Genomic DNA, 24,548 nt, shown 5'->3' with positions numbered 1-24,548 from the left:
TGAAAGCGTCAGATGATGACGACCTTGGTGCCGACCCTGACGCGGCTGTAGAGGTCCATGACGTGCTCGTTGATCATGCGGAAGCAGCCATTGGAAGCGCTGGTTCCGATCGACTGCGGCGCGATGGTGCCGTGGATGCGCAGATGCGTGTCCTTCTTGCCGTCGTAGAGATAGATGGCGCGGGCGCCGAGCGGGTTCTGGCCGCCGCCGGGCATGCCGTCCTTGTACTGGCCATAATGCTTGGGTTCGCGCTTCTGCATGTCGAGCGTCGGGATCCAGCGCGGCCATTCCTGCTTGTCGCCAACGGCAACCTTGCCCTTGAACTGCAGGCCTTCGCGGCCGACCGCGATCGCATAGCGGCGGGCGGTGAAAGCCGATTCGACGAGGTAGAGGCGGCGCGCGCTGGTATCGATGACGATCGTACCCGGCTCATAGCCGCTGAATTCGACGTCCTGCGGCACGAATTCCGGCTTCACCTTGAACTGCTTCTTGGCTTGCCGCTTGGCGAGAGCCTGGTCGAGAGCGCGCGTCTCGGGGAGATAGGCAATGGACGAGGCAGAGGACGTGCCGCCGAACAGGCCGGCGAACAGTCCGCCACTCGTCGGCTTCTGGCCCGGGGCCTCGCTGCGCAATTCGCCATTGTTGCCGGTCAGCGCGATATTCATCGCTTCGGCCGGAAGCGGTTCGGCCGATTCGATCGGCTCGACCGGCGCGATCGGGTCAACCGGAGCGATGATCTTGGTGATCTTCTTGCCTGGCTTGGCGTCAGCGATCACCACCGGCTTGCCCTTGCTGGCCAGGAACGCCTGGCGCTGGGCGTCGGCCCTGGCTTTCGCCGCATCGCGCATCGCCACCTTGCGGGCCTCGAGCGCCTTGACGCGGGCGAGATCCCTGTCGGCGGCGATCTTGTCTTCGAGCTTGCTGATCTGAGCCAGATCATCCGGGCTCGGGTTTTTCTTCTTCTTGAGAAGCTTCAGCTGCGTCGCATCGCTCTTGGCGGCGACGTTGATGACAGCGGTTTTGCCAACCGCCTGCGGTGAGGTCATTGCCGGAGTGCCGGCGAAGGCCGTGGAGCTCATGCCGAATACGGCACAAAACCCCATGAGAATGAAGCTGCGAAGCTGCATGGCGAAGATCCGATCGTTCAATGCTTGTTGCCCACGGCGTCGCCCGGCGCCCCCCAAGGGCGCAGAAAGTGCCGCCGGCAATCTATAATGGAAGTGGCGTACGGGCCTCAAGCACGGGGTGCGGTCGAATCTTCGTGATCGTGTGCCATTTGCCGCGACTGTGTTGAAACAACAACAGATCGCGGCATCTGACCGTACCGACTACTGGTTCGGAACCTGCGGCGTGACCGGCAAGGTAACGCCATTGGTAGCCGGCGGCGCAGCCGAATCGTCGGTTGCAGGTGGCGTCGCCGGAGATGGAGCCGTCGCCGGGGCTGTGGTGGCGGGAGCCGTCGCGGGCGGCGTCGTGGCGGCGCCGTTGGCCGCGGGCGCGGCCGGTGCGGTGTTGCCCGAAGGCGGCGTCGGCGCCGTCGTGCCGGGCAACTGATTGAGCACGCCGTTGCCGCTGTCGGCCGGCACGCGGTCGAGAATGTCGATCGGTTTTTCGCCATAGCGGGCAACGATCGAGAGTGTCAGCGACGTCACGAAGAAGGCCGCGGCCAGGATCGCCGTCGCCCGCGTCAGCGCATTGGCGGCGCCACGCGCGGTCATGAAACCGGAACCGCCGCCAATGCCGAGACCACCGCCTTCGGAGCGTTGCAGCAGCACCACGCCGACAAGGGCGAGCACGACCATGAGGTGGATGACGATCAGTACGGTTTCCATATTTTATCCTGGCAAGCCCTGCCGCTCCCTGGCGATCAGGGCCGGTGATTTGGAGGCGGCTCCATACAATGCTTTAACGGCATTTCCAAGCCCGTGGCCGGAATATGGGAAGCAATGCGCCCTTTGCAACGATTTCCGCCGAACTGCTGCGTTCATAAGTCGATGACGGAACTGGTCGGCAACGGGATTCCGGGGCCTACGCGATATTCTGGTATGCCTCGGCGATGGCGAGAAAGTCGGACGCCTTCAAGCTGGCGCCGCCAACCAGCGCGCCATCGACGTTTTTGACGCCCAGCAGTTCGACCGCGTTGGACGCCTTGACCGAGCCGCCATAGAGGATGCGCATCTTGCCGGCCACGGCTGCGCCGAGCGCTTCCGCCAGTTTTTGGCGGATATGTGCATGCGCCTCCGCCACGTCTTCGGCGGTCGGCGTCAGGCCGGTGCCGATAGCCCATACCGGCTCGTAGGCGATAACGGTGTTGGCGGGCGTTGCGCTCGGTGGCACCGAGCCGGCGACCTGCCGCGATAATACGTCGAGTGCTGTGCCCGCTTCGCGCTCGGCCTTGGTCTCGCCGATGCAGATGATGGCGACGAGCCCTGCCCGCCACGCCGCCGAGGCCTTGGCGAGGACGATGGCATCGTCCTCGCTGCGCTGTTCGCGGCACTCGGAATGGCCGACAATGACGTGGCTGGCGCCCGCATCCTTCAGCATCTCGGCTGAGACACAGCCGGTGAAGGCGCCGCTTTCCTTGATGTGGCAGTCCTCGCCACCGGCCCGCACCGGCGTGCGCGACAGGATTTCGACGGCGCGCGACAGCAAGGTCGCCGGCACGCAGACCAATGCTTCGGTCTCTGCGTCGAGCCCGCTCATGAAGCCGTTGCCGATCATCCTGAGCTCGTTCAGCGAAGCGCTGGTGCCGTTCATTTTCCAGTTGCCGGCAACGAGCGGTCGAATTCCTGGCGTCATGGGGATCTGGTTCTCCGGGCGACATTGGGGTCTCGCCCTCCCTATCAAAATCAGGCCACAAAGCAATCGACAGTGAGCCGGAAGGGCGCTATTGCGCTTGTTTCAGACTCGGGCGCACGCAAAACTGCGCAAAACTCGGAAGTAACAATGCTTGGTATATTGAGAAGCGCGGCAGGGACCTGGGTCGCGAAAGCCCTGCTGTCGCTGCTGGTGTTGAGTTTCCTTGCCTGGGGCGTCACCACGCGGATGACGGGCGGCTTCCTGGCCGGCCATCATGCGGTGATCACCGCCGGCAGCACCACCGTGTCGATCACCGAGTACCGCCTCGCCTACGATCGCCAGATCGCCATGCTGCAACAGCAGATCGGCCAGCGCATCAGCCGCGACCAGGCCAAGGCCTATGGCATCGACAACCAGGTGCTGGCTCAGTTGGTGTCCGGCGCCGTCCTCGACGAACAGGCGCGCAAGCTCGGGCTTGGCTTCTCCAAGGACAGGCTGGCCGAACTAACGCGGCAGGAACCCGCCTTCCAGGGCCCGAATGGCCAGTTCGACCGCCGGCTGTTCGAATCCCGGCTGCGCGAACTGGGCATGCGGCCGGAGGATTATCTCAAGAACCGGGCTCAGGTGGCGGTGCGCCAGCAGATCGTCGAAGCGGTTTCGGACGGCCTCAAGGCTCCGGACACCTTCTTCAAGGCAGTTGCGCTCTATCGCGGCGAAGACCGCACCATCGACTATCTGATCTTGCCAAAGGCGTTGGTGGAGCCGATCGAGGCGCCATCCGACAGCGTGCTTCAGGCCTATTTCGAGGCCAACAAGAAAACCTACGCGGCGCCAGAATACCGCAAATTCTCCTATGTTCGGCTCGAGCCCGAAGACATCATGGATGTCAGCGCCGTGACCGACCAGCAGGTCAGCGACGACTACAACAAGAACAAGGGGCGCTACACCACGCCGGAAATGCGCACCATCGAACAGCTGGTGTTTCCTTCCGCGGACGCCGCCAAGGCGGCATCCGATTCGCTGAAGACGGGCGCCACTTTCGACAAGATCGTCACCGCGCAGGGCAAGACCCCGGCCGACACGCTGCTCGGCACGCTCTCCAAGGATAAGATCACCGACAAGGCGGTCGCCGATGCCGCATTCGCGCTTGCCGTCAACGAAGTCAGCCCGGTCGTCCAGGGCGCGTTCGGTCCGGTGCTTTTGCGCGTTACCGAGATCAAACCGGAAACGGTGAAGCCGCTGGCGGAAGTGTCAGACCAGATCCGCAAGGATCTGGCGCTTGGCGAAGCAAGCCGCATCCTGCTCGACGTGCACGACAATTACGAAGACACCCGCGCCGCCGGCAGCACGCTGGCCGAAGCCGCCGCCAAACTCAAGCTCAAGGACGTCACCGTCGAGGCCATAGACCGCACCGGCCTCAAGCCGGACGGCACCATCATCAAGGACCTGCCGGCATCGCCGGACCTCATCAAGGCGGTGTTCGAAGCCGAGCCCAACACCGAGAATCAAGCCCTGACCACGCCTAACAACGGCTTCGTGTTCTATGAACTGACATCGATCACGCCGGCTCGCGACCGCACGCTGGACGAAGTCCGCCAGCGCGTGGTGGCGGACTGGACGACAGAGGAAACGACCAAGCGGCTGACCGCGAAAGCAGACGAACTCGACAAGCGCCTCAAGGCTGGCACCACACTCGACGTCATCGCCGGCGAACTGAAGCTTGAAAAGCAGACCAAGCGCGGCGTGAAGCGCGAGGCCGACGATGTCGATTTCGGCAAGGAGGGTGCTGCTGCGATGTTCGGCGTCGGCGAAGGCGGCACCGGGCTGATCCCCTCGCCCACCGGCGACGGCCAGATCCTGTTCAAGGTCGCCGAAGTGTTCGAGCCGGCCGGAGCCGACGCCAGCTCGGTACCCGACGATGCGCAAAAATCCTTCACGCAAGGCATGTCCGACGATCTGCTCGACCAGCTGGTGGCGCAGTTGCAGACGCAGTACGCGGTCAGCGTCGACCAGGCCGCCGTTGCCCAAGCCCTCGCCCAATGAATGGCCTTAGCCCAATGAACGTCTTGGCCCAATGAGCGCCCTGAAGACCCATATCGCCAAGGTCGCCACGGGAACCGGGCTTACCTTCGAGGAAGCGCGCGAAGCTTTCGACATCATCATGTCTGGCGACGCGACGCCGGGCCAGATCGGCGGCTTCCTGATGGCGTTGCGCGTGCGCGGGGAGACCGTGAGCGAGATTTCCGGCGCCGTCGCTACCATGCGTGCCAAGATGCTGCGCGTCGAAGCTCCTGAGGGCGCCATCGACATTGTCGGCACGGGCGGCGACAATTCGCATTCAGTCAACATCTCGACCGCTTCGGCCTTCGTCATTGCCGGCTGCGGCGTGCCGGTCGCCAAGCACGGCAATCGCGGCCTGTCGTCGCTGACGGGCGCCGCCGATGTGCTGGTCGCGCTCGGCGTCAAGATCGATATCCCGCCAGAGGTGATCGGCCGCTGCATCCAGGAGGCCGGCGTCGGCTTCATGTTCGCGCCGGCGCACCACCCGGCGATGAAGCATGTCGGCCCGACCCGCGTCGAGCTCGGCACGCGCACCATCTTCAACCTGCTCGGACCGCTGTCCAATCCGGCCGGCGTCAGCAGGCAGATGGTCGGCGTGTTCCTGCCGGAATGGATCGTGCCGGTGGCCGAGACATTGAAGGCGTTGGGCACCGAGCATGCCTGGGTGGTCCATGGGGATGGCTATGACGAAATCACCACCACCGGCGAAACGCAGGTGGCGGAATTGGCCGGCGGCGAGATCCGCCATTTCACGCTCACCCCGGAAGCCGTCGGCCTGCAGCGCCACACCAAGGACGAGTTGCGCGGCGGCGACGCCGCCTACAATGCCACGGCGTTGCGCGACATGCTGAGAGGTGCTGCCGGGGCCTATCGCGATACGGTGCTGATGAACGGCGGCGCCGGCATGGTGGTGGCCGGCAAGGCGACGACGCTTGCCGACGGCATGGCCGCGGCCACACAGGCCATTGACAGCGGCCGGGCGCTGGGCGTGCTCGACAGGCTGGTCGAGATTTCGAACGGATGAGCCGTGGCTGACATTCTGCGCAAGATCGAGGCCTACAAGCGGGACGAGATCGCGGCGGCGAAGGCGCGTATACCGTTGGCCGAGATCAAGGCGCGAGCCAAGGATGCCGACGCACCGCGTGGCTTTCTGAGGGCGCTTGAGGCGAAGCGCAGATCGGGCAGCTTCGGCCTGATCGCCGAGATCAAAAAGGCAAGCCCATCCAAAGGCTTGATCCGCGCCGATTTCGACCCGCCCGCACTGGCGCAGGCCTATGAGAAAGGCGGTGCCGCCTGTCTTTCGGTGCTGACCGATGCGCCATCCTTCCAGGGCGCGCCGGAATTTCTCATCAGTGCACGGAAGGCAGTGTCCCTGCCCGCGCTGCGCAAGGATTTCCTGTTCGACCCTTATCAAGTCTACGAGGCTCGCGCATGGGGCGCCGATGCCATCCTGATCATCATGGCCAGCGTCGACGATGCCTTGGCGAGCGAATTGGAAGCGACCGCGTTCGAACTCGGCATGGACGCGCTGATCGAGGTGCATGACGAGGCCGAGACGCAGCGCGCGGTAAAACTCTCGTCGCAGCTGATCGGCATCAACAACCGCAATCTCAGAACATTCGAGACCAGCCTCGAGACCTCGGAACGGCTGGCATCGATGGTGCCGGGCGGCCGATTGCTGGTCAGCGAGAGCGGAATTTTCACCCACGACGATTGCTTCAGGATGCAAAAGACCGGCATCAGCACCTTCCTCGTCGGCGAGAGCCTGATGCGGCAAGAGGATGTCGCTGCGGCAACGCGGCTGCTTTTGACAGGCAAGGCGAAAGCAGAGGCCATCTGAGGATGGCAGCCGCCCTCACCCATCTCGGCGCCAAGGGCGAGGCCAACATGGTCGATGTCGGCGAGAAGGCGGAGACGACGCGCACGGCGGTCGCCGAGGGCTTTGTCTCGATGCGGGCCGAAACCCTGAAGATGATCCTCGACGGCGACGCCAAGAAGGGCGATGTGCTGGGTACCGCGCGCATTGCCGGCATCATGGCGGCCAAGAAGACGCATGAGCTGATTCCGCTCTGCCATCCGCTGCTTTTGACCAAGGTGTCGGTCGACATCGAACCGGACACCACGCTGCCCGGCCTTAGGGTCACCGCGCTCGCCCGCGTCACCGGCAAGACCGGGGTCGAGATGGAGGCGCTGACCGCGGCATCTGTCGCGTGCCTGACCATTTACGACATGGCCAAGGCGGTCGACCGCGCCATGGTGATTTCCGGTATACAGCTGGTGGAAAAGACCGGCGGCAAGTCCGGCGACTACAAGGCGGGTTCGTAAATGGCGCTGGTTCCGGTCGCCGAGGCGCTTCAACGCCTACTCGACGGCGCTGTGGCGTTGCCCGGTGAAAGGGTCGCGCTGGCGGATGCGGCCGGCCGGGTGCTGGCGGAGCCGGTCGTGGCGCTGCGTACCCAGCCGCCTTTCAATGCATCTGCCATGGACGGCTATGCCGCACGGGCGCAGGATGTGGCGTCGGCCCCGGCGCGGCTTTCGGTGATCGGAATGGCGCCCGCAGGGCGAGGCTTTGACGGCACAGTGGGTAAATCCGAGGCCGTGCGCGTCTTCACCGGCGCGCCGCTGCCTGAAGGCGCAGACACGATCGTCATCCAGGAAAATGTTCGCGATCTCGGCGGTGGCCGGATCGAGGTCACCGAACCGACGGCGAAGAACCGCAACATCCGCCGCCTTGGACTGGATTTTGCCCAAGGCGACGTGCTGCTGGAGAAAGGCCGCGTGCTCGATCCGGCTGCATTGTCGCTGGCGGCGTCGGCCAATCATCCCCGGTTGAACGTGGTGCAACGGCCGCTGGTCGCCATCATCGCCACCGGCGACGAATTGCTGCCACCGGGCAGCGAACCTGGCCCCGCCCAGATCATCTCGTCCAACGCCTATGGCGTCGCTGCTGTGGCGCAGTCGGTCGGCGCTCGCGCGCTCGATCTCGGTATAGCGGCCGATCGCAAGGAAGCGATCGCGGCGCTGGTGAAAAAGGCGGTCGATGCGAAAGCCGACGTCATCGTCACGCTCGGCGGCGCCTCGGTCGGCGACCATGATCTCGTTCATGACGTGCTGACCGGCGAAGGCATGAACCTCGACTTCTGGAAGCTCGCCATGCGCCCGGGCAAGCCGCTGATGTTCGGGCGGCTGGGCGATATCAGGTGCATCGGCCTGCCCGGCAATCCGGTGGCGAGCCTGGTCTGCTCGCAATTGTTCCTGAAGCCGCTATTGGCGCAGCTCGGCGGCCGTCCCCACCGGCAGGACATCCGCCAGGCTCAGCTTGGCGCCGCGATGCCGGCCAATGATCTAAGGCAAGACTATGTGCGCGCCGTGGTCCGGGAAGAAGCCGGCGCATTGGTGGCGACACCATTCGGCATCCAGGATTCCTCGATGCTGAGAATGCTGGCCGACGCCAACGGCCTGATCGTGCGCGAGCCCTTCGCTCCGGCGGCAGAAGCAGGCGCTGCTTGCAGCGTTCTGATGTTGCGCTGAAGGTCGCGGATCCAAGCCGTTAATTCCAAGAGATAAGACTGGTTGTTACTCCGCCAGCAATGTCCGCGTCAGCGGATGTGTCGGATCGGCAAGCCCGTCGACGATGCTGAAATGATGCCGGTCCGGCTCGACCACTGTGCTGGTCGTGGCGCCGAGGCCGATCCAGATGTTGGCAAGCAGCGCATTCTGGCGCAGGAACTCCGCCCGCTCGCCGCCGCCGGCCCAGCAGGTGATGCGCGCGCCCTGCATGGGGCGCAGCAGAACCGGGCTTTCGGCCAGTGCTTCCGCTTCATCGATGGCCAGTGTCGCGTTCATCCCCGTCCGCATGATTGGCCGCAGGTCATGGACGCCGGAGATCGAGACGACATTGCGCACGCGGCCCGCCACATCGGCGGCCAGGGGTGTCGTTGTCGTCACCATCCTGGAGGCGAGATGGCCGCCGGCGGAATGCCCGGTCAGGATCACCGGCCCGCCGACCATCGTCGCCGCCTTGCCGATCGCCGCCGCGATTTCCCTAACGATGCCGGAAATGCGTATGTCGGGACAAAGCGTGTAAGTCGGCATTGCCACGGCAAAGCCATTGGCAACCGCGCCGTTGGCCAGATGCGACCATGGCTTGTTGTCGAACGCCTTCCAGTAACCGCCATGGATGAAGACGACGAGTCCTTTGGGCATGACATCGGGAAGGAACAGATCGAGCCTGTTGCGCGGGCTGTCGCCATAGGCGATGTCGAGCTTGGCCCGACCGGACGCCGACATTGTGTCGCGAAAAGCCTGTGCCGGTCTGTCCCACGCGGCCGGCCAGCGATTGCTGCCGGCAATGTTGTCGCCGTTGGCGTAGGCATTGTCCCAATCGGCAACACGATGTTGGAGCATCTGCATCCCTCCCGGATGGCTTCAGTTCAGTCGACAGGAATGGCCGCCGAACAGGGCGGCGTCAATGCTGCGACCTAAAACATTTTAGGCTTGAAACAAATTTCGACTGGTGCGATCCTGCGCCTTGTTCAGCCATGGGCGCGAGGCAGACAGGGGCAGCCGAAAATGCTTGGGCCATCAGCGCATATCGACACATTCACGCGTGACAACCTGCCGCCGCCGGAGCAATGGCCGGAGTTTTTGCTCGACGGCTTCGACTATCCCGACCACATAAATGCCGGCGTCGAATTGACCGACAGGCTGGTCGAAAAAGGGTTCGGCGACCACACCGCGCTGATCGGCAATGGCCGCCGCCGCACCTACAAGGAACTGTCCGACTGGACCAACAGGCTCGCCCATGCCCTGGTCGAGAATTATGGCGTCAAGCCGGGCAACCGGGTGCTGATCCGCTCGGCCAACAACCCGGCCATGGTGGCCTGCTGGCTGGCCGCCACCAAGGTTGGCGCGGTGGTCGTCAACACCATGCCGATGCTGCGCGCCGGCGAACTCACCAAGATCGTCGACAAGGCGGAAATCACGGTTGCGCTTTGCGATACAAGGCTGATGGACGAGATGACCGCCTGCGCCAAGGGCAGTGCGTATCTCAAGCAGGTCATTGGCTTCGACGGCACGGCCAACCATGACGCGGAACTCGACCGCGCCGCCCTCGACAAGCCGGTCACCTTCACTGCCGTCAACACCGGCCGCGACGATGTCGCCCTGCTCGGCTTCACCTCCGGCACCACCGGCGTGCCGAAGGCGACGATGCATTTCCACCGCGACCTGCTGATCATCGCCGACGCCTATGCCCGCGAAATCCTGGAGGTGACGCCCGACGACATCTTCGTCGGCTCACCGCCCCTTGCCTTTACCTTCGGTCTTGGCGGGCTCGCCATCTTCCCGCTGCGCTTCGGCGCCGCGGCGACGCTGCTGGAACAGGCGACGCCACCCAACATGATCCACATCATCGAGACCTACAAAGCGACTATTTCCTTCACCGCTCCAACCGCCTATCGGGCCATGCTCAAGGCCATGGATCAAGGCGCTGACTTGTCCTCGCTGCGCGTCGCGGTTTCGGCGGGCGAGACGCTGCCGGCGCCTGTCTTCGAGGAATGGACTGAGAAGACCGGCAAGCCGATCCTCGATGGGATCGGCGCCACCGAGATGCTGCATATCTTCATCTCCAACCGCTTCGACGACATGAAGCCGGCCTCCACCGGCAAACCCGTCGGCGGCTATCAGGCACGCATCGTCGATGACGAGATGCGGGAGTTGCCGCGCGGCTCTACTGGCCGGCTGGCGGTGCGCGGCCCGACCGGCTGCCGCTACATGGCCGATGCCAGGCAAAAGGACTATGTCCGCGACGGCTGGAATCTCACCGGCGATACGTTCACGCAGGACGAGGATGGCTTCTTCCACTTCGCCGCGCGTTCCGACGACATGATCGTCAGCGCCGGCTACAACATCGCCGGCCCCGAGGTCGAAGCGGCGCTGCTCTCGCATCCCGACGTCGCCGAATGCGCGGTGACCGGCGCCGAGGACGGTGAACGCGGCCAGATCGTCGAGGCGCATATCGTGCTTGTGCAAGGTGTTTCGCCGGACGCATTGACCGTCAAACGCCTGCAGGACCACGTCAAGGCAACGATCGCGCCCTACAAATATCCGCGTTCGGTGAAGTTCATCGACGCCTTGCCCAAAACCCAGACCGGCAAGATCCAGCGCTTCCGGTTGCGCGCGGAGAAGAGCAATTGATTAAGCCGCACGATCCGGCGTCCGATGGCGCGCAGATGTCGTTCAAGGAGCGGATGTCCTACAGCGACTATCTGCAGCTGGACAAGGTGCTCGATGCGCAGGCGCCGCTGTCTTCGGCCCATGACGAGATGCTGTTCATCATCCAGCATCAGACATCGGAATTGTGGATGAAGCTCGCTTTGCACGAGATCGGCGCCGCGATCCGCTCTATCCGCGCCGACCGCCTCGAACCGAGCTTCAAGATGCTGTCTCGCGTCGCGCGCATCTTCGAGCAGCTCAACAATGCCTGGGACGTGCTGCGCACGATGACGCCAAGCGAATACACCGAGTTTCGCGACGCGCTCGGCCAATCCTCGGGCTTCCAGTCGTGGCAGTACCGCGCTATCGAGTTCATGGCCGGCAACCGCAACCTAGCCATGCTCGGGCCGCACAAGCACCGGCCCGATCTTACGGACAGGCTGGAAGCGATCCTGGCCACGCCGTCGCTGTACGACGAGGCGCTTCTGCTTTTGGCGCGCAATGGCTTCGACATCGGCGCCGATGCCGGGCGCACGGACTGGCGCGAGACGCGCGTCGAGAACGAAGACGTGCTGGCTGCCTGGCAAACCGTCTACCGCGACCCGCAGCGCTACTGGATGCTCTACGAACTGGCCGAGAAGCTGGTCGACTTCGAGGATTACTTCCGCCGCTGGCGCTTCAACCACGTCACCACGGTCGAGCGCATCATCGGCTTGAAGCGCGGCACGGGCGGCACCTCAGGCGCCTCCTATCTGAAGAAGATGCTGGAGGTTGTGCTGTTTCCGGAGCTCTGGACGGTCCGCACCCGGCTCTAGAGCATTTCACCGTTTAACGTAAACGGCGAAATGCTCTAGCTCTTTGATTTGACGCAATTGCGGACGGAAAACCGCTTCACACTTTTCCTGAAATTGCTCTAGTTCCTCAGGTGACCGCGGTCTTCACCGCGAAGCGGGCGTCCTGCCAGGCGCCGGTGCGCAGAATATCCTCCAGGACTTCGACCGCCTGCCAGACATCGCCATATCCGACATAGAGCGGCGTGAAGCCGAAACGGATGGTCGACGGCGCCCGGAAATCGCCGATCACGCCGCGCTCGATCAGCGCGCGCATCACCTGATAGCCATGCGGATGGAGGAACGACACCTGGCTGCCGCGCTGGCTGCCGTCGCGAGGACTTTCCAGTTCAAGCCCGTAGGCGCCGCATCTGGCTTCGACGAGCTGGATAAACAGGTCGGTCAGCGCGATGCTTTTTCTGCGCACCGCCGCCATATCGACGTCGTTCCAGATATCGAGCGCGCCCTTGAGCGCCCGCATCGACAGCACCGGCTGCGTTCCGCACAGGAAGCGGCGAATGCCGCTGCCGACGGCAAAGCCCTGCTCGAAGGCAAAGGGCCGCGCATGGCCCCACCAGCCGCTGAGCGGCTGGTGGGCATCGTCATGGTGGCGCTCGGCCGCGTAGATGAAGGCTGGCGAGCCCGGGCCGCCATTGAGGTATTTGTAGGTGCAGCCGACGGCGAAATCGGCATTGGCACGGTCAAGTTCGACCGGCAAGGCGCCGGCCGTGTGGCAGAGATCCCAGATGATCAGCGCGCCGGCGTCATGTGCCTTGCGCGTCAGCGCCGCCATGTCGCGCAACTGGCCGGATTTGTAGTTGACGTGGTTGACCAGGATGACGGCAACGCTGTCGTCGATCAGCTCCTCGATTGCGGCCGCGTCGACGCCCTCCAGCCGCAGCCGCGTTCCCGGCCGGGTCGAGGCGACGCCTTCGGCCATGTAGAGGTCGGTCGGGAAACTGTCGCCCTCGGCAACGATGACCGACCGATCCGGCCGCATGCCGAGCGCTGCGTGCAGCAGCTTGTAGATGTTGATCGAGGTTGTGTCGCAGACCACCGTCTGCCCATCAGCCGCGCCGATCAGTCGCCCGAGCTGATCTCCGAGTTCCACCGGCATGTTGAACCAGCCGGCGGTGTTCCAGGCGCGAATGAGATCGTGCGCCCATTCCTGCGTGGCGGCCTGCTGCAGTTCGCTGAAGACGACCGCTGACGCGGCGCCCAGGGAATTGCCGTCGAGATAAATCACGCCTTGCGGCAAGACAAAGCGTTCACGCATGGAGCGCAGCGGATCGGCGGCATCCATTGCTTCGATTGTAGCGAGATCGGGTGTCGTGCTCATGATCCGGCGCCCCTCCATGGACAAACGCGCGCGGCGGAGCCTGCCGCCCAAACATGCCGGCGATCTTGAGTGGTCGCCCTTGAACTGTCAAACATTATATATAATTCACCCATTGAAAGGCTTTGATATATAATGATCCGCCCGAGCGTTTATGTCTGATGGATCACGATGCTGGATGACGAGCAGACCTCGAAGACGGAAGTGGCCTATCGCCTGCTCAGGCGCGATATTCTTGCGACCCGGCTGGCGCCTGCCGCGCCGTTGAAGCTGAGCACGCTGCGCAACACCTACGGCATCGGCTGGACGCCGTTGCGCGAGGCGCTGTCGCGGCTGGAGGCGGAACGGCTTGTGACCGCCATCAGCAACCGCGGGTTTGCGGTCGCTCCCGTCTCTCGGGCGGAGCTCGAGGATTTGGCACGTGCGCGGCTGGTGGTCGAACTGCCCCTGCTGGTGGAATCGATCGAGAAGGGCGACCGTGAGTGGGAAGACGCGGTCGTTGCCGCCCACTATCGTCTCTCACGGTGCGGGTCTGTTCTCGACGATCCATCGGATGATGCGGTCGACGCGTGGTACGAAAAACACGATGCCTTCCATGCGGCGCTGCTCAGTGCCGCGACATCCAGCTGGCTGCTGCGCTTCAATGCAACGATTTCCGACCAATTGCATCGCCATCACCGCTTTCTGGGTCTGGCCCCGACGCTGCGCGCCGCCGCCGGCCGCACGGACGGACACCGGAAGGCCGTGGCGGCCCTGCGCGACGCCGTGGCGATCGAACACCATACCGCCCTGATGGAAGCGGCCCTCGATCGCGACGTCGAACGTGCGAAAACTCTGATGACCGCTCACATCGGCTACACGCTGCGGGTCTATGCCCAGAGAGAACCCCGCGCGGATGCTGCGCAGCCCCGTCCGAAAAGGAAGCGGCGATCGTAGCCGACGACGCAGGGCACTTTGTCTTCGTTTCACCCCGTTGCTGGCAACTGGGCGCAGGCGGCGCTCGCAGCGCCGAACGTTACGCTGAACAAAACGTCAACACATTCATTAAACTTTAAAAGGTTGCGGAACACAACTGGAACAGATAGTGTTTGTTCTGGGTTTGTTTTTTCTGATTCTGGTTTCAGAACCCTTGGGGGCCGCGATGCTGACGCGCAAACAACATGAGCTTCTGATGTTCATCCATGAACGCCTGAAGGAGAGCGGAATCCCGCCGTCCTTCGACGAGATGAAGGAAGCGCTCGACCTCGCCTCCAAGTCCGGCATCCACCGCCTGATCACGGCGCTTGAGGAGCGCGGTTTCATTCGCCGGCTGCCGAACCGGGCGCGCGCGCTGGAAGTGCTGCGGCTGCCCGACTCGATCGCACCAGGCCTCAATGCGGCGAGGAAGTTTTCGCCGAGCGTCATTCAGGGCAGTCTTGGTCAAACCGGCCAAGGGCAAGGCGGCCAAGGACAAGGCGCGTTGGGCCAAGGCGGTCTCGGCCGCCAGATCAAGCCGGGCTCGCCGTCGCGTTCGATGTCGGCCGGCAATGACGATGCCGTTTCCGCGATTTCAATCCCGGTTATGGGACGCATCGCCGCCGGCGTGCCGATCGACGCCATCCAGCATCAGACCCATTCGATCTCGGTGCCGCCCGATATGATCATGGGCGGCGAACACTACGCGCTCGAGGTCAAGGGCGATTCGATGATCGAGGCCGGCATTTTCGATGGCGACACGGTCATCATCCGCAATGCCGACACAGCCAGCCCCGGCGAGATCGTGGTGGCGTTGGTCGACGATGAGGAAGCGACCCTGAAACGCTTCCGCCGCAAGGGCGCCTCGATCGCCCTGGAAGCCGCCAACCCGGCCTACGAGACCCGCATTTTTGGACCGGACAGGGTGAAGGTGCAGGGCAAGCTTGTCGGATTGATCCGGCGCTACTGAGCCGGCTTGGGTTTGTACTTTTCACGCTGGTTGTAAGGCGGCAGGCCGCGCGCTTCGCGGGAGAAGCGGCGTTGCTCGTGCCAGGGGCGATACGGCTTGTCGACGGCGAAGCGGATGGTTGGCGCTGCAGCTGCCGATTGCGGATCGAAGAAGACGGCGGCGCTGCCGTCGCGGGCCAGCTGTTTCTTCGTCACGACCAGCACCAGCGGGTCGCGGCACGGATTGTAGGCGGTGGCGTCATCGATGACGATCAGGCTCGCGAAGGCACAGGCCGGCCGCGCCGTCTTGCGGTCTTTCGCAAGCGCTACAATGGCTCCGGAAGGGTGCCGGGCGATACAGAGATCGCCGGTGCAATAGAAGGGCGAGCCGGGCGGCAGATCGAGCGGATCGAGATCGAACCGCGTATCTGTTGACTCGAAAATCTCAGGTGGGATAATGGTTTCGGCCCGCAGCGCCCGTTTCCAATTGTCCGTGGTGAATTCGTTGGAGCGTTCGCGGTTGAGGGCGAGTTCGCCGCCACCGATCGGCATGGCCACCAGATGCGCATCCTCGGATATGAGCACGTCGGGCGTAAGCACCTGCGGCACCGTCAACAGGCCGGCCAGCGCGAAAGGCACGGCCGCCAACCTGAGCCAGGTGGTGGCCATGGTGGCGATGACGAGGGCGACCGCCACCAACAGCACCGAGCGGATGGAGATCAGCCCGACGGCGTCGACCGGCGAGCGCTCGGAAATCCAGGCCGATATAGCGATCATCGCCATCAGACCCTTGCCCATCACATAGAGGAACGGCCCGTCGGCGCCGAACGGCATCGCCAGTGCGCTGAGCACGGCAAAAGGCATGACGATCAACGAAACAATCGGCATCACGGCCAGATTGGCGATCAGGCTGAGCGGCGACACACGCTGAAAATGCCAGATGGCGAACAGCAAGGTTGCACTGCCGGCGATGATCGAGGTCATGGCGAGGCCGCCCATGGCCAGCGCGAATTTTCGCGACAGGAAGCCGACGAAGGAGCGCTTTGCCGGCGGCGTTCTCACCTTGTCGGCGCGGTAATCGGCCCAGCCGGCATAGGCGCCGACAAGGGCGGCGGTGGCAGCAAACGACATCTGGAAGCTGGGACCGACCACCTCGTGCGGCGACATCAGGATGACGGCAATGGCGGAGATCGCCAGATTGCGCATGGTGAGTGCGGCGCGATCAAACAGCACGGCGACAAGCATGACCGCCAGCATGATGAAGCTGCGCTCGGCGGCAACCACGACGCCTGAAATGACGAGATAGGCGGCGATGGAGACGAGTGCTGCCACTGCTGCATATTTCTTGACTGGGCGGCGCGAAGAGAAATCGGGAAACAGCGCAAAGGCGCCACGCAGCAACGCCATGATGGTGCCGGCAACCAGCGCCATGTGCAGGCCGGAGATGGAGATGATGTGGTAGATGCCGGTGCGCCGCATCGCTTCGTTGACCTCGTCCGGGATGCCGGCGCGCACCCCGACAATCAACGCCGCGGCAATCTCGCCTTCGGCGCCGCCGATTTTGCCCCTGATATGGTCGGCAATGTTTTCGCGCGCGTTCTCGATTGCCGAGGAGAGCCGCGCGGTCAGCGGCGGCGGTCCCTGCGTAGCAATGGTTTTCGGATTGCCGAGAAAGAAGCCGCTGCCGCCGATACCGGTGAAATAGCTGTCGAAGGAGAAATCGTAGCTCTCCGGCCGCACCGGACCGGTCGGCGGCAACAGCCTGGCATAGCCGGTGATCAGGGAGCCGGCGGTCATATCGGCGGGAACGGTCCGCGCCGAGAGCCTGACCCGCTCCGGGGCGTAGCGCAGCTCGGGGTAAGCGGTCGAAACCACATCGAGCGTCAGCCTGATGCGGCCGCTTTCCATCTGTTCGAGACTGACGACGCGGCCGGTCAGCCGTGTCTGAATCTCGGAGCCGAGCATCTGCGTTCCGGCGCGCCAAGTCTCGACTTTGGCGGCGACGACGCCGAGCGCGCACAGCATCGCGGCCATGCAGAACAGATGCGTCCTCGGCCGCGATCGCGTGGCGAGGGCGCAACATGTCGCCAGCACCACAATGGCGATTGGCTGCGCAAAGCCGGGCTCGCCGGCCAGCGAGAAATAAATGATGACGCCGGCCGCCAGGAAAACCGGCACCAGCAGGAAGGCGACGCCCCGGTCGAGCTCCGTGTTGGCGGCCACGGCAAGGCTGCGGCGGAGCGCGGGCCATGACGGAAGGCGAAGCCGTCTGCGCAGACGGGCGATAGATCCGGGCGCTGTGACTTGCGCCGGCAACGCGTGACCGGGCAGCGCAGGCGCGACGCCGGGATGCGGCTCAGGCAGCGCGAGGGGCAGCGGCTCGGCATAGGGACTATCGGCAAACAGCGAGCGTTCGCTGACGCTTGCCTCGGCGCCTTCGCCTTCCTTCGTGCCCCGGCCACGTCCAGCCATCGGGTCTGCCCCTTGCGCCCCAGACCCCTATGCTACATGAACGCGCAAAGCGCGAAAGTCCGCGTGATCACGTCCACCGCGCCGGAATCGACCATCACCTGGCAAGGACGCTCAATCCTCAATCATATCCCGGCCCTCCGCCCTCAGGCGAGCAAGCCCATCGTGCATTGCCTTCAATTGTTCCGGTGTATGACCCTGCCATTCAGCGAGCTCCCCCAGGATGAGCAACGGATCACGGGAGCGGTAGGATTTCGTCGGATTGCCGGGAAATTTTTTATCGGTCAGGTTAGGGTCATCCATAAAAAACCCTGTCGGCTTTACGATGTAATTCCTTTGACGACCGTCACCCGTTGCAAGCTCTGCTCCCCAGATGGCGGCTTCCAGTGTCTGGGTGAAATAGATCCATGACAGTGGTTTACCTCTGAAATTGGAAGGGTGGCCGACGCTCAGCAGATCCCCGGGTTTCAAATCCGCCCGGGTACCATGGTAGAACGGATCACCCTCCGTATGGTCGGCGTTGCTGGTCATCGGGAGCCCTTCTTTCAATCATTCCTCCTTCGTGGCGAGACGGGACCGCACACAGTTGCTGTGTTCACGATAATGATTGCAGAAGGTCAATATGCGTGACCAAGCCAACGCTGTCACGGCGGCGTTGTAGTCGGGCAGTGCCGCATTCGTGAAGAAATGTCCGCTCGTCAGAGGGGGCTACCACCGTCGCAGCGATGTTCCAGGCACTGTGACGGACGCTGCAGCCGAATGAAACCCAGACATTGACGCTGCTGCCAAATGAGGTTGCGCGGAGGTGCGAACAGATTTTGTGCTACAAGGCTCCGGCGCCCGTTGACGCAACCGATAATTGCCGACGTGCCCCGGCCTCGTCCAGCCATCGGGTCTGCCCCTTGCGCCCCAGACCTCCTATGCTACATGAACGCGCAAAGCGCGAAAGTCCGCGCGATCACGCCCCGCTTTCCAAGCTTCCCGAGAGTTCCATGTCCGACACGGTCGTCACCCGTTTTGCCCCCTCGCCCACCGGCTATCTGCATATCGGCGGCGCGCGCACGGCGCTGTTCAACTGGCTGTACGCCAAGCACACCGGCGGCACGATGGTGCTGCGCATCGAGGACACCGACCGCGAACGCTTCAACGAGGCGGCGACACAGGCCATTCTGGATGGGCTGACCTGGCTCGGCCTTTCCTGGGACGGTGAGGCCATATCGCAGTTCGAGCGCGCGCCGCGCCACCGTGAGGTGGCCGAGGAGCTGGTGCGCCTGGGCAAGGCCTATTACAGCTACGAGACGCCTGCCGAGCTCGAGGCGATGCGCGAGGCCGCACGCGCCAAGGGCCTGCCGCCTCGCTACAACGGCCAGTGGCGCGATCGTGCCCCCTCGGAGGCGCCTCCCGGCGTCAAGGGCGCCATCCGCATCAAGGCGCCGACCGAGGGCGAAACCGTGGTGCACGACCGTGTGCAGGGCGAGGTGCGCTTCCCCAACAAGGACCTCGACGATTTCATCATACTGCGCTCGGACGGCAATCCGACCTACATGCATGCCGTCGTCGTCGACGACCATGACATGGGCGTCACCCACATCATCCGTGGCGACGACCATCTGACCAACGCCGCGCGCCAGACGGTGATCTACAACGCGATGGGCTGGGACGTCCCGTCGATGTCGCATATCCCGCTGATCCACGGCGCCGACGGCGCCAAGCTGTCGAAGCGGCACGGCGCACTCGGCGTCGAGGCTTATCGCGCCATGGGCTATCTGCCCGAGGCGCTGCTCAATTATCTGGCACGGCTCGGCTGGAGCCATGGCGACGACGAGATCATGTCGATCAAGGACATGATTTCGTGGTTCGACATCGGCGATGTCAACAAGGGTGCGGCGCGCTTCGACTTCGCCAAGCTCGAGTCGATCAACGGCGCGCATATGCGCAAGATGGCCGATACCGAGCTGTTCGACATTTTCGTCGCCACTCTGCCATACCTGGAAAGCGGACCGGCTATCGCCGCCCGTCTCGACGACGCCAGGAAGGCGCAGCTGCTGGCTGCCTTGCCGGGCCTGAAAGAGCGCGCCAAGACGCTGGTGGAACTGGCCGATGGCGCGGCCTTCCTGTTCGTCGAGCGGCCGCTGCCGATCGACGAGAAGGCGGCAGCACTGCTCAGTGCCGACGCGCGCGCGATCCTGCGCGGCGCACATGCCGCTTTGCAGACTGTTTCGGGCGATTGGTCGGCTGCCGCGGCTGAAGCCACGGTGCGCGAGTTCGCAGCGGCCGGCGGCCACAAGCTCGGCGCCGTGGCCCAACCGCTCCGGGCGGCCCTTACCGGCCGTAGCACCTCGCCCGGCGTGTTCGACGTGCTTGCCGTGCTTGGCCGCGAGGAAAGCCTGGCGCGGATTGCGGATCAAATCGATTAGGAGCGAGCTGGCCCAAAAAGATTGGCATTGAAAGGCGGGTTTCGCAGTGCAACATTAGGCCTTGGCCCAATCAGGCACGCACCTCCCAAAATGCGGTGGCGAGTTCGCGCATTCCGGTGATTTCGACGTGTCGTTTGCAGGAATTGCCTTGCCGGCATGAGGAACATGAAGGAGTTTGAGAATGAGCGAAGCTGCGACAAGACTGGAAACCGGCAGCAAGACGACGCACCCGTCGACTGCCACGCTCGAACTGGCCGGCAAGACGCATGAATTCAAGGTGCGAAGCGGGTCGGTCGGGCCCGACGTCATCGACATCGGTGCGCTCTACAACACCACCGGCGCCTTCACCTACGATCCCGGCTTCACTTCGACGGCGAGCTGCGAGTCGGCGATAACCTTCATCGACGGCGATGCCGGCATCCTGCTTCACCGCGGCTATCCCATCGACCAGCTGGCCGAGCATGGCGACTTCCTCGAAGTCTGCTACCTCCTGCTCTACGGCGAACTGCCGACCAAGGCGCAGAAGGACGATTTCGACTACCGGGTGACGCGCCACACCATGGTGCACGAGCAGATGTCGCGCTTCTTCACCGGCTTTCGCCGCGACGCGCATCCGATGGCTGTGATGTGCGGTGTGGTCGGCGCGCTGTCGGCCTTCTATCACGACTCCACCGACATTTCGGACCCATACCAGCGCATGGTCGCCTCGATGCGGCTGATCGCCAAGATGCCGACGATTGCGGCCATGGCCTACAAATACCATATCGGCCAGCCCTTCATTTACCCGAAGAACGAGCTGAACTTCGCCGCCAACTTCCTGCACATGTGCTTTGCGGTGCCGTGCGAGGAATACAAGATCAATCCGGTGCTGGCGCGCGCCATGGAGCGCATCTTCATCCTGCATGCCGACCACGAACAGAACGCCTCGACCTCGACGGTGCGGCTTGCCGGCTCGTCGGGCGCCAATCCGTTCGCCTGTATCGCCGCCGGCATCGCCTGCCTGTGGGGCCCGGCGCATGGCGGCGCCAACGAAGCGGCGCTCAACATGCTGGGAGAAATCGGCCATGTCGACCACATCCCGGAATTCATCGCCCGCGCCAAGGACAAGAACGATCCGTTCCGGCTGATGGGCTTCGGCCATCGCGTCTACAAGAACTACGATCCTCGTGCGAAAATCATGCAGAAGACGGCGCATGAGGTGCTCGGCGAACTCGGCATCAAGGACGATCCGCTGCTCGACATCGCCATGGAGCTGGAAAAGATCGCGCTGACCGATTCCTACTTCATCGAAAAGAAGCTCTATCCGAACGTCGATTTCTATTCCGGCATCACGCTGAAGGCGCTGGGCTTCCCCACCACCATGTTCACCGTGCTGTTCGCGGTCGCGCGCACCGTCGGCTGGATCGCGCAGTGGAAGGAAATGATCGAGGATCCCCACCAGAAGATCGGCCGCCCGCGCCAGCTCTATACCGGCGCCCCGGAACGCGACTACGTGCCGATTGCGAAAAGGTGAAAGAGAGTGAATGGTGAATGGTAAGTAGTGAATAGCAGGTAGTAAAAGCAGGTAGTAAGTAGCAGCTTGATTATAGTCGAGAGCTCGTTAATCCTATTCACTATTCACTAAGCGCTATTCGCTCTCCCGATGTGGCGAAGAACGACATCGGCGGCGATGTCGCCGGAGGGCCTGTCCGTGGCCATGCGTCTGGCAACCTCGGCAACGCCGTCCTTTTGCCAGGTGCGGTAGGCGGTGTCTGAAAACAGTGCCTCGAGCTGCCGCGCCAGATAGTGCGGCCGCACATACTGGTTGTAGCTTTCCGGCACGACAGGCCGGTCGGCGATAAGGTTGGGCAAAGCAGCGCTCCACACCGTGATCAGGCTCTGCGCCATCAGCATGATCGGATCGAACTTGTAGCAAGAGATCATCGGTACACCCGACAACGCCAGTTCCAGCGACACCGTTCCAGACGCAATCAGCGCCGCATCGGCCTTGCCGAAGGCCTGCCACTTGCGCTCGGGATCAAGGATGACTTCCGGCTCCTGATCCCAGCGCGCCACCGACGTTTTGACCAGTTCGGCGACATGCGGCACCGTCGGCAGCAACAGCCGCAGCCGGTGGCCACGCGCGCGCAGCGCCGACACCGTCTCGCCGAACGGACCGATAAGCCGGCTCACCTCGCCGCGCCGCGACCCTGGCAGGACGAGCAGCGTCTTGACGTGATCGGCAGAGAGATCGCGTGGCTGGGCTTGCGCCATGGCCGCGCCCAGCACGCCTGGATCATGCGTGAGGCGATGTCCGACGTAAGTGCCGGGGGGGCCGCCGAGACGGCTGAGCTCCTTTACCTCGAAAGGCAGGATGCACAGTATGTGGTCGACATAGGGCTTCATTGCGGCCGCCCTACCCGGCCGCCACGCCCAGACGCTCGGGCAGACATAATGGACGATCGGGATCGACGGATCGGCGGCGCGGATCTTTTTGGCGACGCGCAGCGAGAAATCGGGGCTGTCGATGGTGATCAGACAGTCGGGTTTTTCGGCGGCGACAGCACTTGCCGTCTGGCTGATCCGCCGCATCAGGCGCGGCAAGTCACGCAGGATGGCGCTGAGCCCCATCAGCGCGATCTCGGCGCCGTCGAACAGCGGCGCCAGTCCGAGCGCCTGCAGATGCCGCCCGCCAGTGCCGACGAGTTGCACCTCGCGCCCGGTCATGCGCTTCAGCGCCTGCACGATGTCGGCGCCCAGCAGGTCGCCGGATTCTTCGCCGGCGACGATGGCAATCTTCAGCGGCTTCTCAGCTGCCATGGACAGACTCCGCAGCCGGCAGGCCGAACACGAACAGGCCGAGCGCATTGGCGCGCGCGACAACGGCGGGGCCTTCGAGGATGAGCGAACGGCCGGCTTCGACGGCAATGCCGGCGAGCCCCGCGGCATGCGCCGCCTCGACGGTCTGGGGGCCAATAGATGGCAGATCGGCACGCAATTCCTGGCCAGGCTTGGCGCATTTGACCAGGACACCGCGCGTCTTGCCGGCCAGCCTGCCATGGCCGCGCAACTGCTGCGTCCGCTCGAGCAGTCCGTGGGTGCCCTCGACGCCTTCCAGGGCAACAGTGCGGCCACCGATGGCAATTGCCGCCTGACCAATGTCGAGCGCGCCGATGGCCTTTGCCGCCGCGTGTGCCGCCTCGATATCGCGCCAGTCGGACTTTCGCGGCACTGCTTTGGTCAGCGGCCCTTCGGCCGCGACGAGCCGGGGCACGACTTCATGCGCACCGACAACCTTGACGCCCCGTGCCTCCAGGCCGCGGGTCAATATCTTCAACAGCCCGTCATCGCCGCGGGCAAGCGCCATGGCGAGCGAGGGTATAAGTGCCAGTAGCCCAAGGTTCGGACGCATGTCGACCAACCGCGGCCTGCGCCTGATCTCGCCGGCAAGCACAAGATGGGTGATCCGCCGGCGCCTCAGCAACGCAACCAGCGAGCCGATGTCTTCCAGCGCAAGGCTTTCATGCTCATAGATTGTGAGGTCGGACTGACGGTCGGCCTGACCTTCGACCAGGATGATGACGGGCGGATGTCCGGCCTCCGCCAGGCCGGCGGCAACTTCGACCGGCAAGCTACCGCCGCCGGCAATGATGCCGACCCTGGCGTCCGGCGCAAGATCGAGGCCCGTTGAAGTGGCCTCAGCCTTCGTCATCGGCATCGTCGCCGTCGCCACCCTTAAGCGACGGGACGGCAAAATGCCGCTTGCCGCGACTGGTGATGAAATCGATGATTTTCATGGCCGTCGGCGACGACGCAAACTCGGCCTTGGCGAATTCGATGTTCTCGCCGACAGTGCGGGAGCGGTCGAAGATGGTCTTGTAAGCCTTGCGCAGCAGGTAGATTTCGGCGCGCGGCAACCCGGCGCGCTTCAGGCCGATGATATTGAGTCCACGCAGGCTGGCGCGATTGCCCACCGCAATGGCGTAAGGAATGACATCGCCGACAAAAGCCGAGCAGCCGCCGAGAAAGGCGTTGTCGCCAACACGCACGAACTGATGAACGGCGCTGAGGCCGCCAATATATACGTTGTCACCGACCTCGCAATGGCCGCCCAGGGTCGCGCCATTGGCGAAGGTGGCGTTTTTACCGACGACGCAATCATGGGCAATGTGGGCATAGGCAAGGAAATTGCCGTTGTCGCCGACGGTCGTCTCGCCGCGGCTGGAATCGGTGCCGAGATGCATGGTCACGCCTTCGCGGATCGTGCAATTCTGGCCGATGACCAAAGTGGTGCGGCCGCCCTTGTGCTTGGTGTTCTGCGGCGGTCCGCCCAGTGTCGCCATTGGATAGACCTTGGTCGCGGCGCCAATGGTTGTCGCGCCCAGCACCGAGACATGGCTGACCAGTTCGACGCGGTCACCGATCACGGCGTCAGCGCCGACATAGCAGAAAGGTCCTATTGCGGCGCCTTCGCCGATCTGCGCGCCGGCCTCGATGACGGCCGAGGGGTGGATTGAAGTCTGCATTTTCATGAGCATT

21 protein-coding genes are annotated in these 24,548 nt (G+C 63.8%); 11 read left to right on the top strand and 10 right to left on the bottom strand.

Annotated elements, in window-relative coordinates:
- Positions 1-8 precede the first annotated feature (8 nt).
- The 3 genes from ACYG9Z_RS27705 to tpiA all read right to left on the bottom strand — a co-directional run bounded on the left by ACYG9Z_RS27705 (position 9) and on the right by tpiA (position 2,799).
- Positions 9-1,127: a L,D-transpeptidase gene (locus ACYG9Z_RS27705; RefSeq protein ID WP_023752239.1), complete on the bottom strand. Its 1,119-nt coding sequence runs from the start codon at positions 1,125-1,127 to the stop codon at positions 9-11.
- Positions 1,128-1,328: 201 nt separating this feature from the next.
- Positions 1,329-1,832, bottom strand: coding sequence for a preprotein translocase subunit SecG (gene secG / locus ACYG9Z_RS27700; RefSeq protein ID WP_023715810.1), 504 nt, complete (start codon positions 1,830-1,832; stop codon positions 1,329-1,331).
- Positions 1,833-2,028: 196 nt separating this feature from the next.
- Positions 2,029-2,799 carry a triose-phosphate isomerase gene (gene tpiA, locus ACYG9Z_RS27695; protein ID WP_023671052.1) on the bottom strand — a complete coding sequence of 257 codons (771 nt, stop codon included), beginning with the start codon at positions 2,797-2,799 and terminating at the stop codon, positions 2,029-2,031.
- 147 nt (positions 2,800-2,946) lie between these two features.
- On the opposite strand from tpiA, the gene ACYG9Z_RS27690 reads away from it, so the two are divergent.
- Genes ACYG9Z_RS27690 through ACYG9Z_RS27670 form a run of 5 tightly spaced genes read left to right on the top strand, consistent with a single transcriptional unit; the run spans position 2,947 to position 8,391 of the window.
- Complete coding sequence (locus ACYG9Z_RS27690; protein ID WP_023738725.1) at positions 2,947-4,842, top strand: peptidylprolyl isomerase; 1,896 nt, start codon at positions 2,947-2,949, stop codon at positions 4,840-4,842.
- Between the two features lie 31 nt (positions 4,843-4,873).
- Complete coding sequence (trpD, locus tag ACYG9Z_RS27685) at positions 4,874-5,884, top strand: anthranilate phosphoribosyltransferase (protein ID WP_023742433.1); 1,011 nt, start codon at positions 4,874-4,876, stop codon at positions 5,882-5,884.
- A gap of 3 nt (positions 5,885-5,887) precedes the next feature.
- Complete coding sequence (trpC, locus tag ACYG9Z_RS27680) at positions 5,888-6,700, top strand: indole-3-glycerol phosphate synthase TrpC (RefSeq protein ID WP_023671049.1); 813 nt, start codon at positions 5,888-5,890, stop codon at positions 6,698-6,700.
- A 2-nt stretch (positions 6,701-6,702) separates the two neighbouring features.
- Positions 6,703-7,185 (top strand): cyclic pyranopterin monophosphate synthase MoaC, encoded by a 483-nt coding sequence (gene moaC / locus ACYG9Z_RS27675; protein WP_023671048.1) that lies wholly within the window; start codon positions 6,703-6,705, stop codon positions 7,183-7,185.
- Complete coding sequence (locus ACYG9Z_RS27670) at positions 7,186-8,391, top strand: molybdopterin molybdotransferase MoeA (protein ID WP_023671047.1); 1,206 nt, start codon at positions 7,186-7,188, stop codon at positions 8,389-8,391.
- Positions 8,392-8,436: 45 nt separating this feature from the next.
- Here the strand turns inward: ACYG9Z_RS27670 and ACYG9Z_RS27665 are convergent, their stop codons facing one another.
- On the bottom strand, positions 8,437-9,267 hold the full coding sequence (locus ACYG9Z_RS27665) for an alpha/beta hydrolase (protein ID WP_023752237.1): 831 nt from the start codon (positions 9,265-9,267) through the stop codon (positions 8,437-8,439).
- 165 nt (positions 9,268-9,432) lie between these two features.
- Here ACYG9Z_RS27665 and ACYG9Z_RS27660 point away from each other — a divergent pair, with 165 nt between their 5' ends.
- The gene (locus tag ACYG9Z_RS27660) at positions 9,433-11,058 is read left to right on the top strand and encodes an AMP-binding protein (protein WP_023752236.1); all 1,626 of its coding nucleotides are present in this window, start codon (positions 9,433-9,435) and stop codon (positions 11,056-11,058) included.
- Positions 11,055-11,891 carry a tryptophan 2,3-dioxygenase gene (gene kynA / locus ACYG9Z_RS27655; protein ID WP_023748414.1) on the top strand — a complete coding sequence of 279 codons (837 nt, stop codon included), beginning with the start codon at positions 11,055-11,057 and terminating at the stop codon, positions 11,889-11,891. Before ACYG9Z_RS27660 ends, kynA begins: the two co-directional genes overlap by 4 nt.
- A gap of 106 nt (positions 11,892-11,997) precedes the next feature.
- On the opposite strand, the gene kynU is transcribed toward kynA, so the two are convergent.
- Complete coding sequence (gene kynU, locus ACYG9Z_RS27650) at positions 11,998-13,245, bottom strand: kynureninase (RefSeq protein ID WP_023696564.1); 1,248 nt, start codon at positions 13,243-13,245, stop codon at positions 11,998-12,000.
- Between the two features lie 168 nt (positions 13,246-13,413).
- On the opposite strand from kynU, the gene ACYG9Z_RS27645 reads away from it, so the two are divergent.
- Together ACYG9Z_RS27645 and lexA are read left to right on the top strand one after the other, a co-directional pair.
- Positions 13,414-14,178 carry a GntR family transcriptional regulator gene (locus tag ACYG9Z_RS27645; RefSeq protein WP_023684704.1) on the top strand — a complete coding sequence of 255 codons (765 nt, stop codon included), beginning with the start codon at positions 13,414-13,416 and terminating at the stop codon, positions 14,176-14,178.
- Positions 14,179-14,383: 205 nt separating this feature from the next.
- Entirely contained in the window at positions 14,384-15,166 is a 783-nt protein-coding gene (gene lexA / locus ACYG9Z_RS27640) for a transcriptional repressor LexA (RefSeq protein WP_023684703.1), read from the top strand.
- Here lexA and ACYG9Z_RS27635 read toward each other — a convergent pair.
- Positions 15,160-17,616, bottom strand: coding sequence for a ComEC/Rec2 family competence protein (locus tag ACYG9Z_RS27635; protein ID WP_023752235.1), 2,457 nt, complete (start codon positions 17,614-17,616; stop codon positions 15,160-15,162). The genes lexA and ACYG9Z_RS27635 overlap by 7 nt on opposite strands.
- 111 nt (positions 17,617-17,727) lie before the next feature.
- Positions 17,728-18,144 carry an NAD(+)--rifampin ADP-ribosyltransferase gene (arr, locus tag ACYG9Z_RS27630; RefSeq protein WP_023752234.1) on the bottom strand — a complete coding sequence of 139 codons (417 nt, stop codon included), beginning with the start codon at positions 18,142-18,144 and terminating at the stop codon, positions 17,728-17,730.
- Between the two features lie 461 nt (positions 18,145-18,605).
- Between arr and gltX the strand changes: the two genes are divergently transcribed.
- Entirely contained in the window at positions 18,606-20,030 is a 1,425-nt protein-coding gene (gltX, locus tag ACYG9Z_RS27625; protein WP_023752233.1) for a glutamate--tRNA ligase, read from the top strand.
- A 181-nt stretch (positions 20,031-20,211) separates the two neighbouring features.
- Complete coding sequence (gene gltA / locus ACYG9Z_RS27620) at positions 20,212-21,543, top strand: citrate synthase (protein ID WP_023671037.1); 1,332 nt, start codon at positions 20,212-20,214, stop codon at positions 21,541-21,543.
- Positions 21,544-21,650: 107 nt separating this feature from the next.
- Here the strand turns inward: gltA and lpxB are convergent, their stop codons facing one another.
- The 3 genes from lpxB to lpxA are packed head-to-tail and all read right to left on the bottom strand — an operon-like array spanning position 21,651 to position 24,541.
- Positions 21,651-22,829 carry a lipid-A-disaccharide synthase gene (lpxB, locus tag ACYG9Z_RS27615; RefSeq protein ID WP_023752232.1) on the bottom strand — a complete coding sequence of 393 codons (1,179 nt, stop codon included), beginning with the start codon at positions 22,827-22,829 and terminating at the stop codon, positions 21,651-21,653.
- A complete protein-coding gene (locus ACYG9Z_RS27610) occupies positions 22,819-23,721 on the bottom strand; it encodes an LpxI family protein (protein WP_023752231.1) in 903 nt (300 codons plus the stop codon). The genes lpxB and ACYG9Z_RS27610 overlap by 11 nt, the downstream gene beginning before the upstream one ends.
- On the bottom strand, positions 23,708-24,541 hold the full coding sequence (gene lpxA / locus ACYG9Z_RS27605; protein ID WP_023752230.1) for an acyl-ACP--UDP-N-acetylglucosamine O-acyltransferase: 834 nt from the start codon (positions 24,539-24,541) through the stop codon (positions 23,708-23,710). The genes ACYG9Z_RS27610 and lpxA overlap by 14 nt, the downstream gene beginning before the upstream one ends.
- Positions 24,542-24,548: the final 7 nt, after the last annotated feature.

The sequence above is a fragment of the Mesorhizobium sp. RSR380A genome, assembly GCF_054719385.1.
Note: the sequence above shows the minus strand (reverse complement) of the source record. Positions and strands in the feature narration are given on the sequence as shown.

Excerpts from the sequence above, each read along its gene's own strand:
- lexA (WP_023684703.1), top strand. The coding sequence starts at position 14,384 with ATGCTGACGCGCAAACAACATGAGCTTCTGATGTTCATCCATGAACGC.
- lpxB (WP_023752232.1), bottom strand. The coding sequence starts at position 22,829 with ATGGCAGCTGAGAAGCCGCTGAAGATTGCCATCGTCGCCGGCGAAGAA.
- lpxA (WP_023752230.1), bottom strand. The coding sequence starts at position 24,541 with ATGAAAATGCAGACTTCAATCCACCCCTCGGCCGTCATCGAGGCCGGC.
- kynU (WP_023696564.1), bottom strand. The coding sequence starts at position 13,245 with ATGAGCACGACACCCGATCTCGCTACAATCGAAGCAATGGATGCCGCC.
- trpD (WP_023742433.1), top strand. The coding sequence starts at position 4,874 with ATGAGCGCCCTGAAGACCCATATCGCCAAGGTCGCCACGGGAACCGGG.
- tpiA (WP_023671052.1), bottom strand. The coding sequence starts at position 2,799 with ATGACGCCAGGAATTCGACCGCTCGTTGCCGGCAACTGGAAAATGAAC.
- ACYG9Z_RS27705 (WP_023752239.1), bottom strand. The coding sequence starts at position 1,127 with ATGCAGCTTCGCAGCTTCATTCTCATGGGGTTTTGTGCCGTATTCGGC.
- ACYG9Z_RS27660 (WP_023752236.1), top strand. The coding sequence starts at position 9,433 with ATGCTTGGGCCATCAGCGCATATCGACACATTCACGCGTGACAACCTG.
- ACYG9Z_RS27665 (WP_023752237.1), bottom strand. The coding sequence starts at position 9,267 with ATGCTCCAACATCGTGTTGCCGATTGGGACAATGCCTACGCCAACGGC.
- gltA (WP_023671037.1), top strand. The coding sequence starts at position 20,212 with ATGAGCGAAGCTGCGACAAGACTGGAAACCGGCAGCAAGACGACGCAC.
- ACYG9Z_RS27690 (WP_023738725.1), top strand. The coding sequence starts at position 2,947 with ATGCTTGGTATATTGAGAAGCGCGGCAGGGACCTGGGTCGCGAAAGCC.
- secG (WP_023715810.1), bottom strand. The coding sequence starts at position 1,832 with ATGGAAACCGTACTGATCGTCATCCACCTCATGGTCGTGCTCGCCCTT.
- gltX (WP_023752233.1), top strand. The coding sequence starts at position 18,606 with ATGTCCGACACGGTCGTCACCCGTTTTGCCCCCTCGCCCACCGGCTAT.
- ACYG9Z_RS27670 (WP_023671047.1), top strand. The coding sequence starts at position 7,186 with ATGGCGCTGGTTCCGGTCGCCGAGGCGCTTCAACGCCTACTCGACGGC.
- arr (WP_023752234.1), bottom strand. The coding sequence starts at position 18,144 with ATGACCAGCAACGCCGACCATACGGAGGGTGATCCGTTCTACCATGGT.
- ACYG9Z_RS27635 (WP_023752235.1), bottom strand. The coding sequence starts at position 17,616 with ATGGCTGGACGTGGCCGGGGCACGAAGGAAGGCGAAGGCGCCGAGGCA.
- ACYG9Z_RS27645 (WP_023684704.1), top strand. The coding sequence starts at position 13,414 with ATGCTGGATGACGAGCAGACCTCGAAGACGGAAGTGGCCTATCGCCTG.
- ACYG9Z_RS27610 (WP_023752231.1), bottom strand. The coding sequence starts at position 23,721 with ATGACGAAGGCTGAGGCCACTTCAACGGGCCTCGATCTTGCGCCGGAC.
- moaC (WP_023671048.1), top strand. The coding sequence starts at position 6,703 with ATGGCAGCCGCCCTCACCCATCTCGGCGCCAAGGGCGAGGCCAACATG.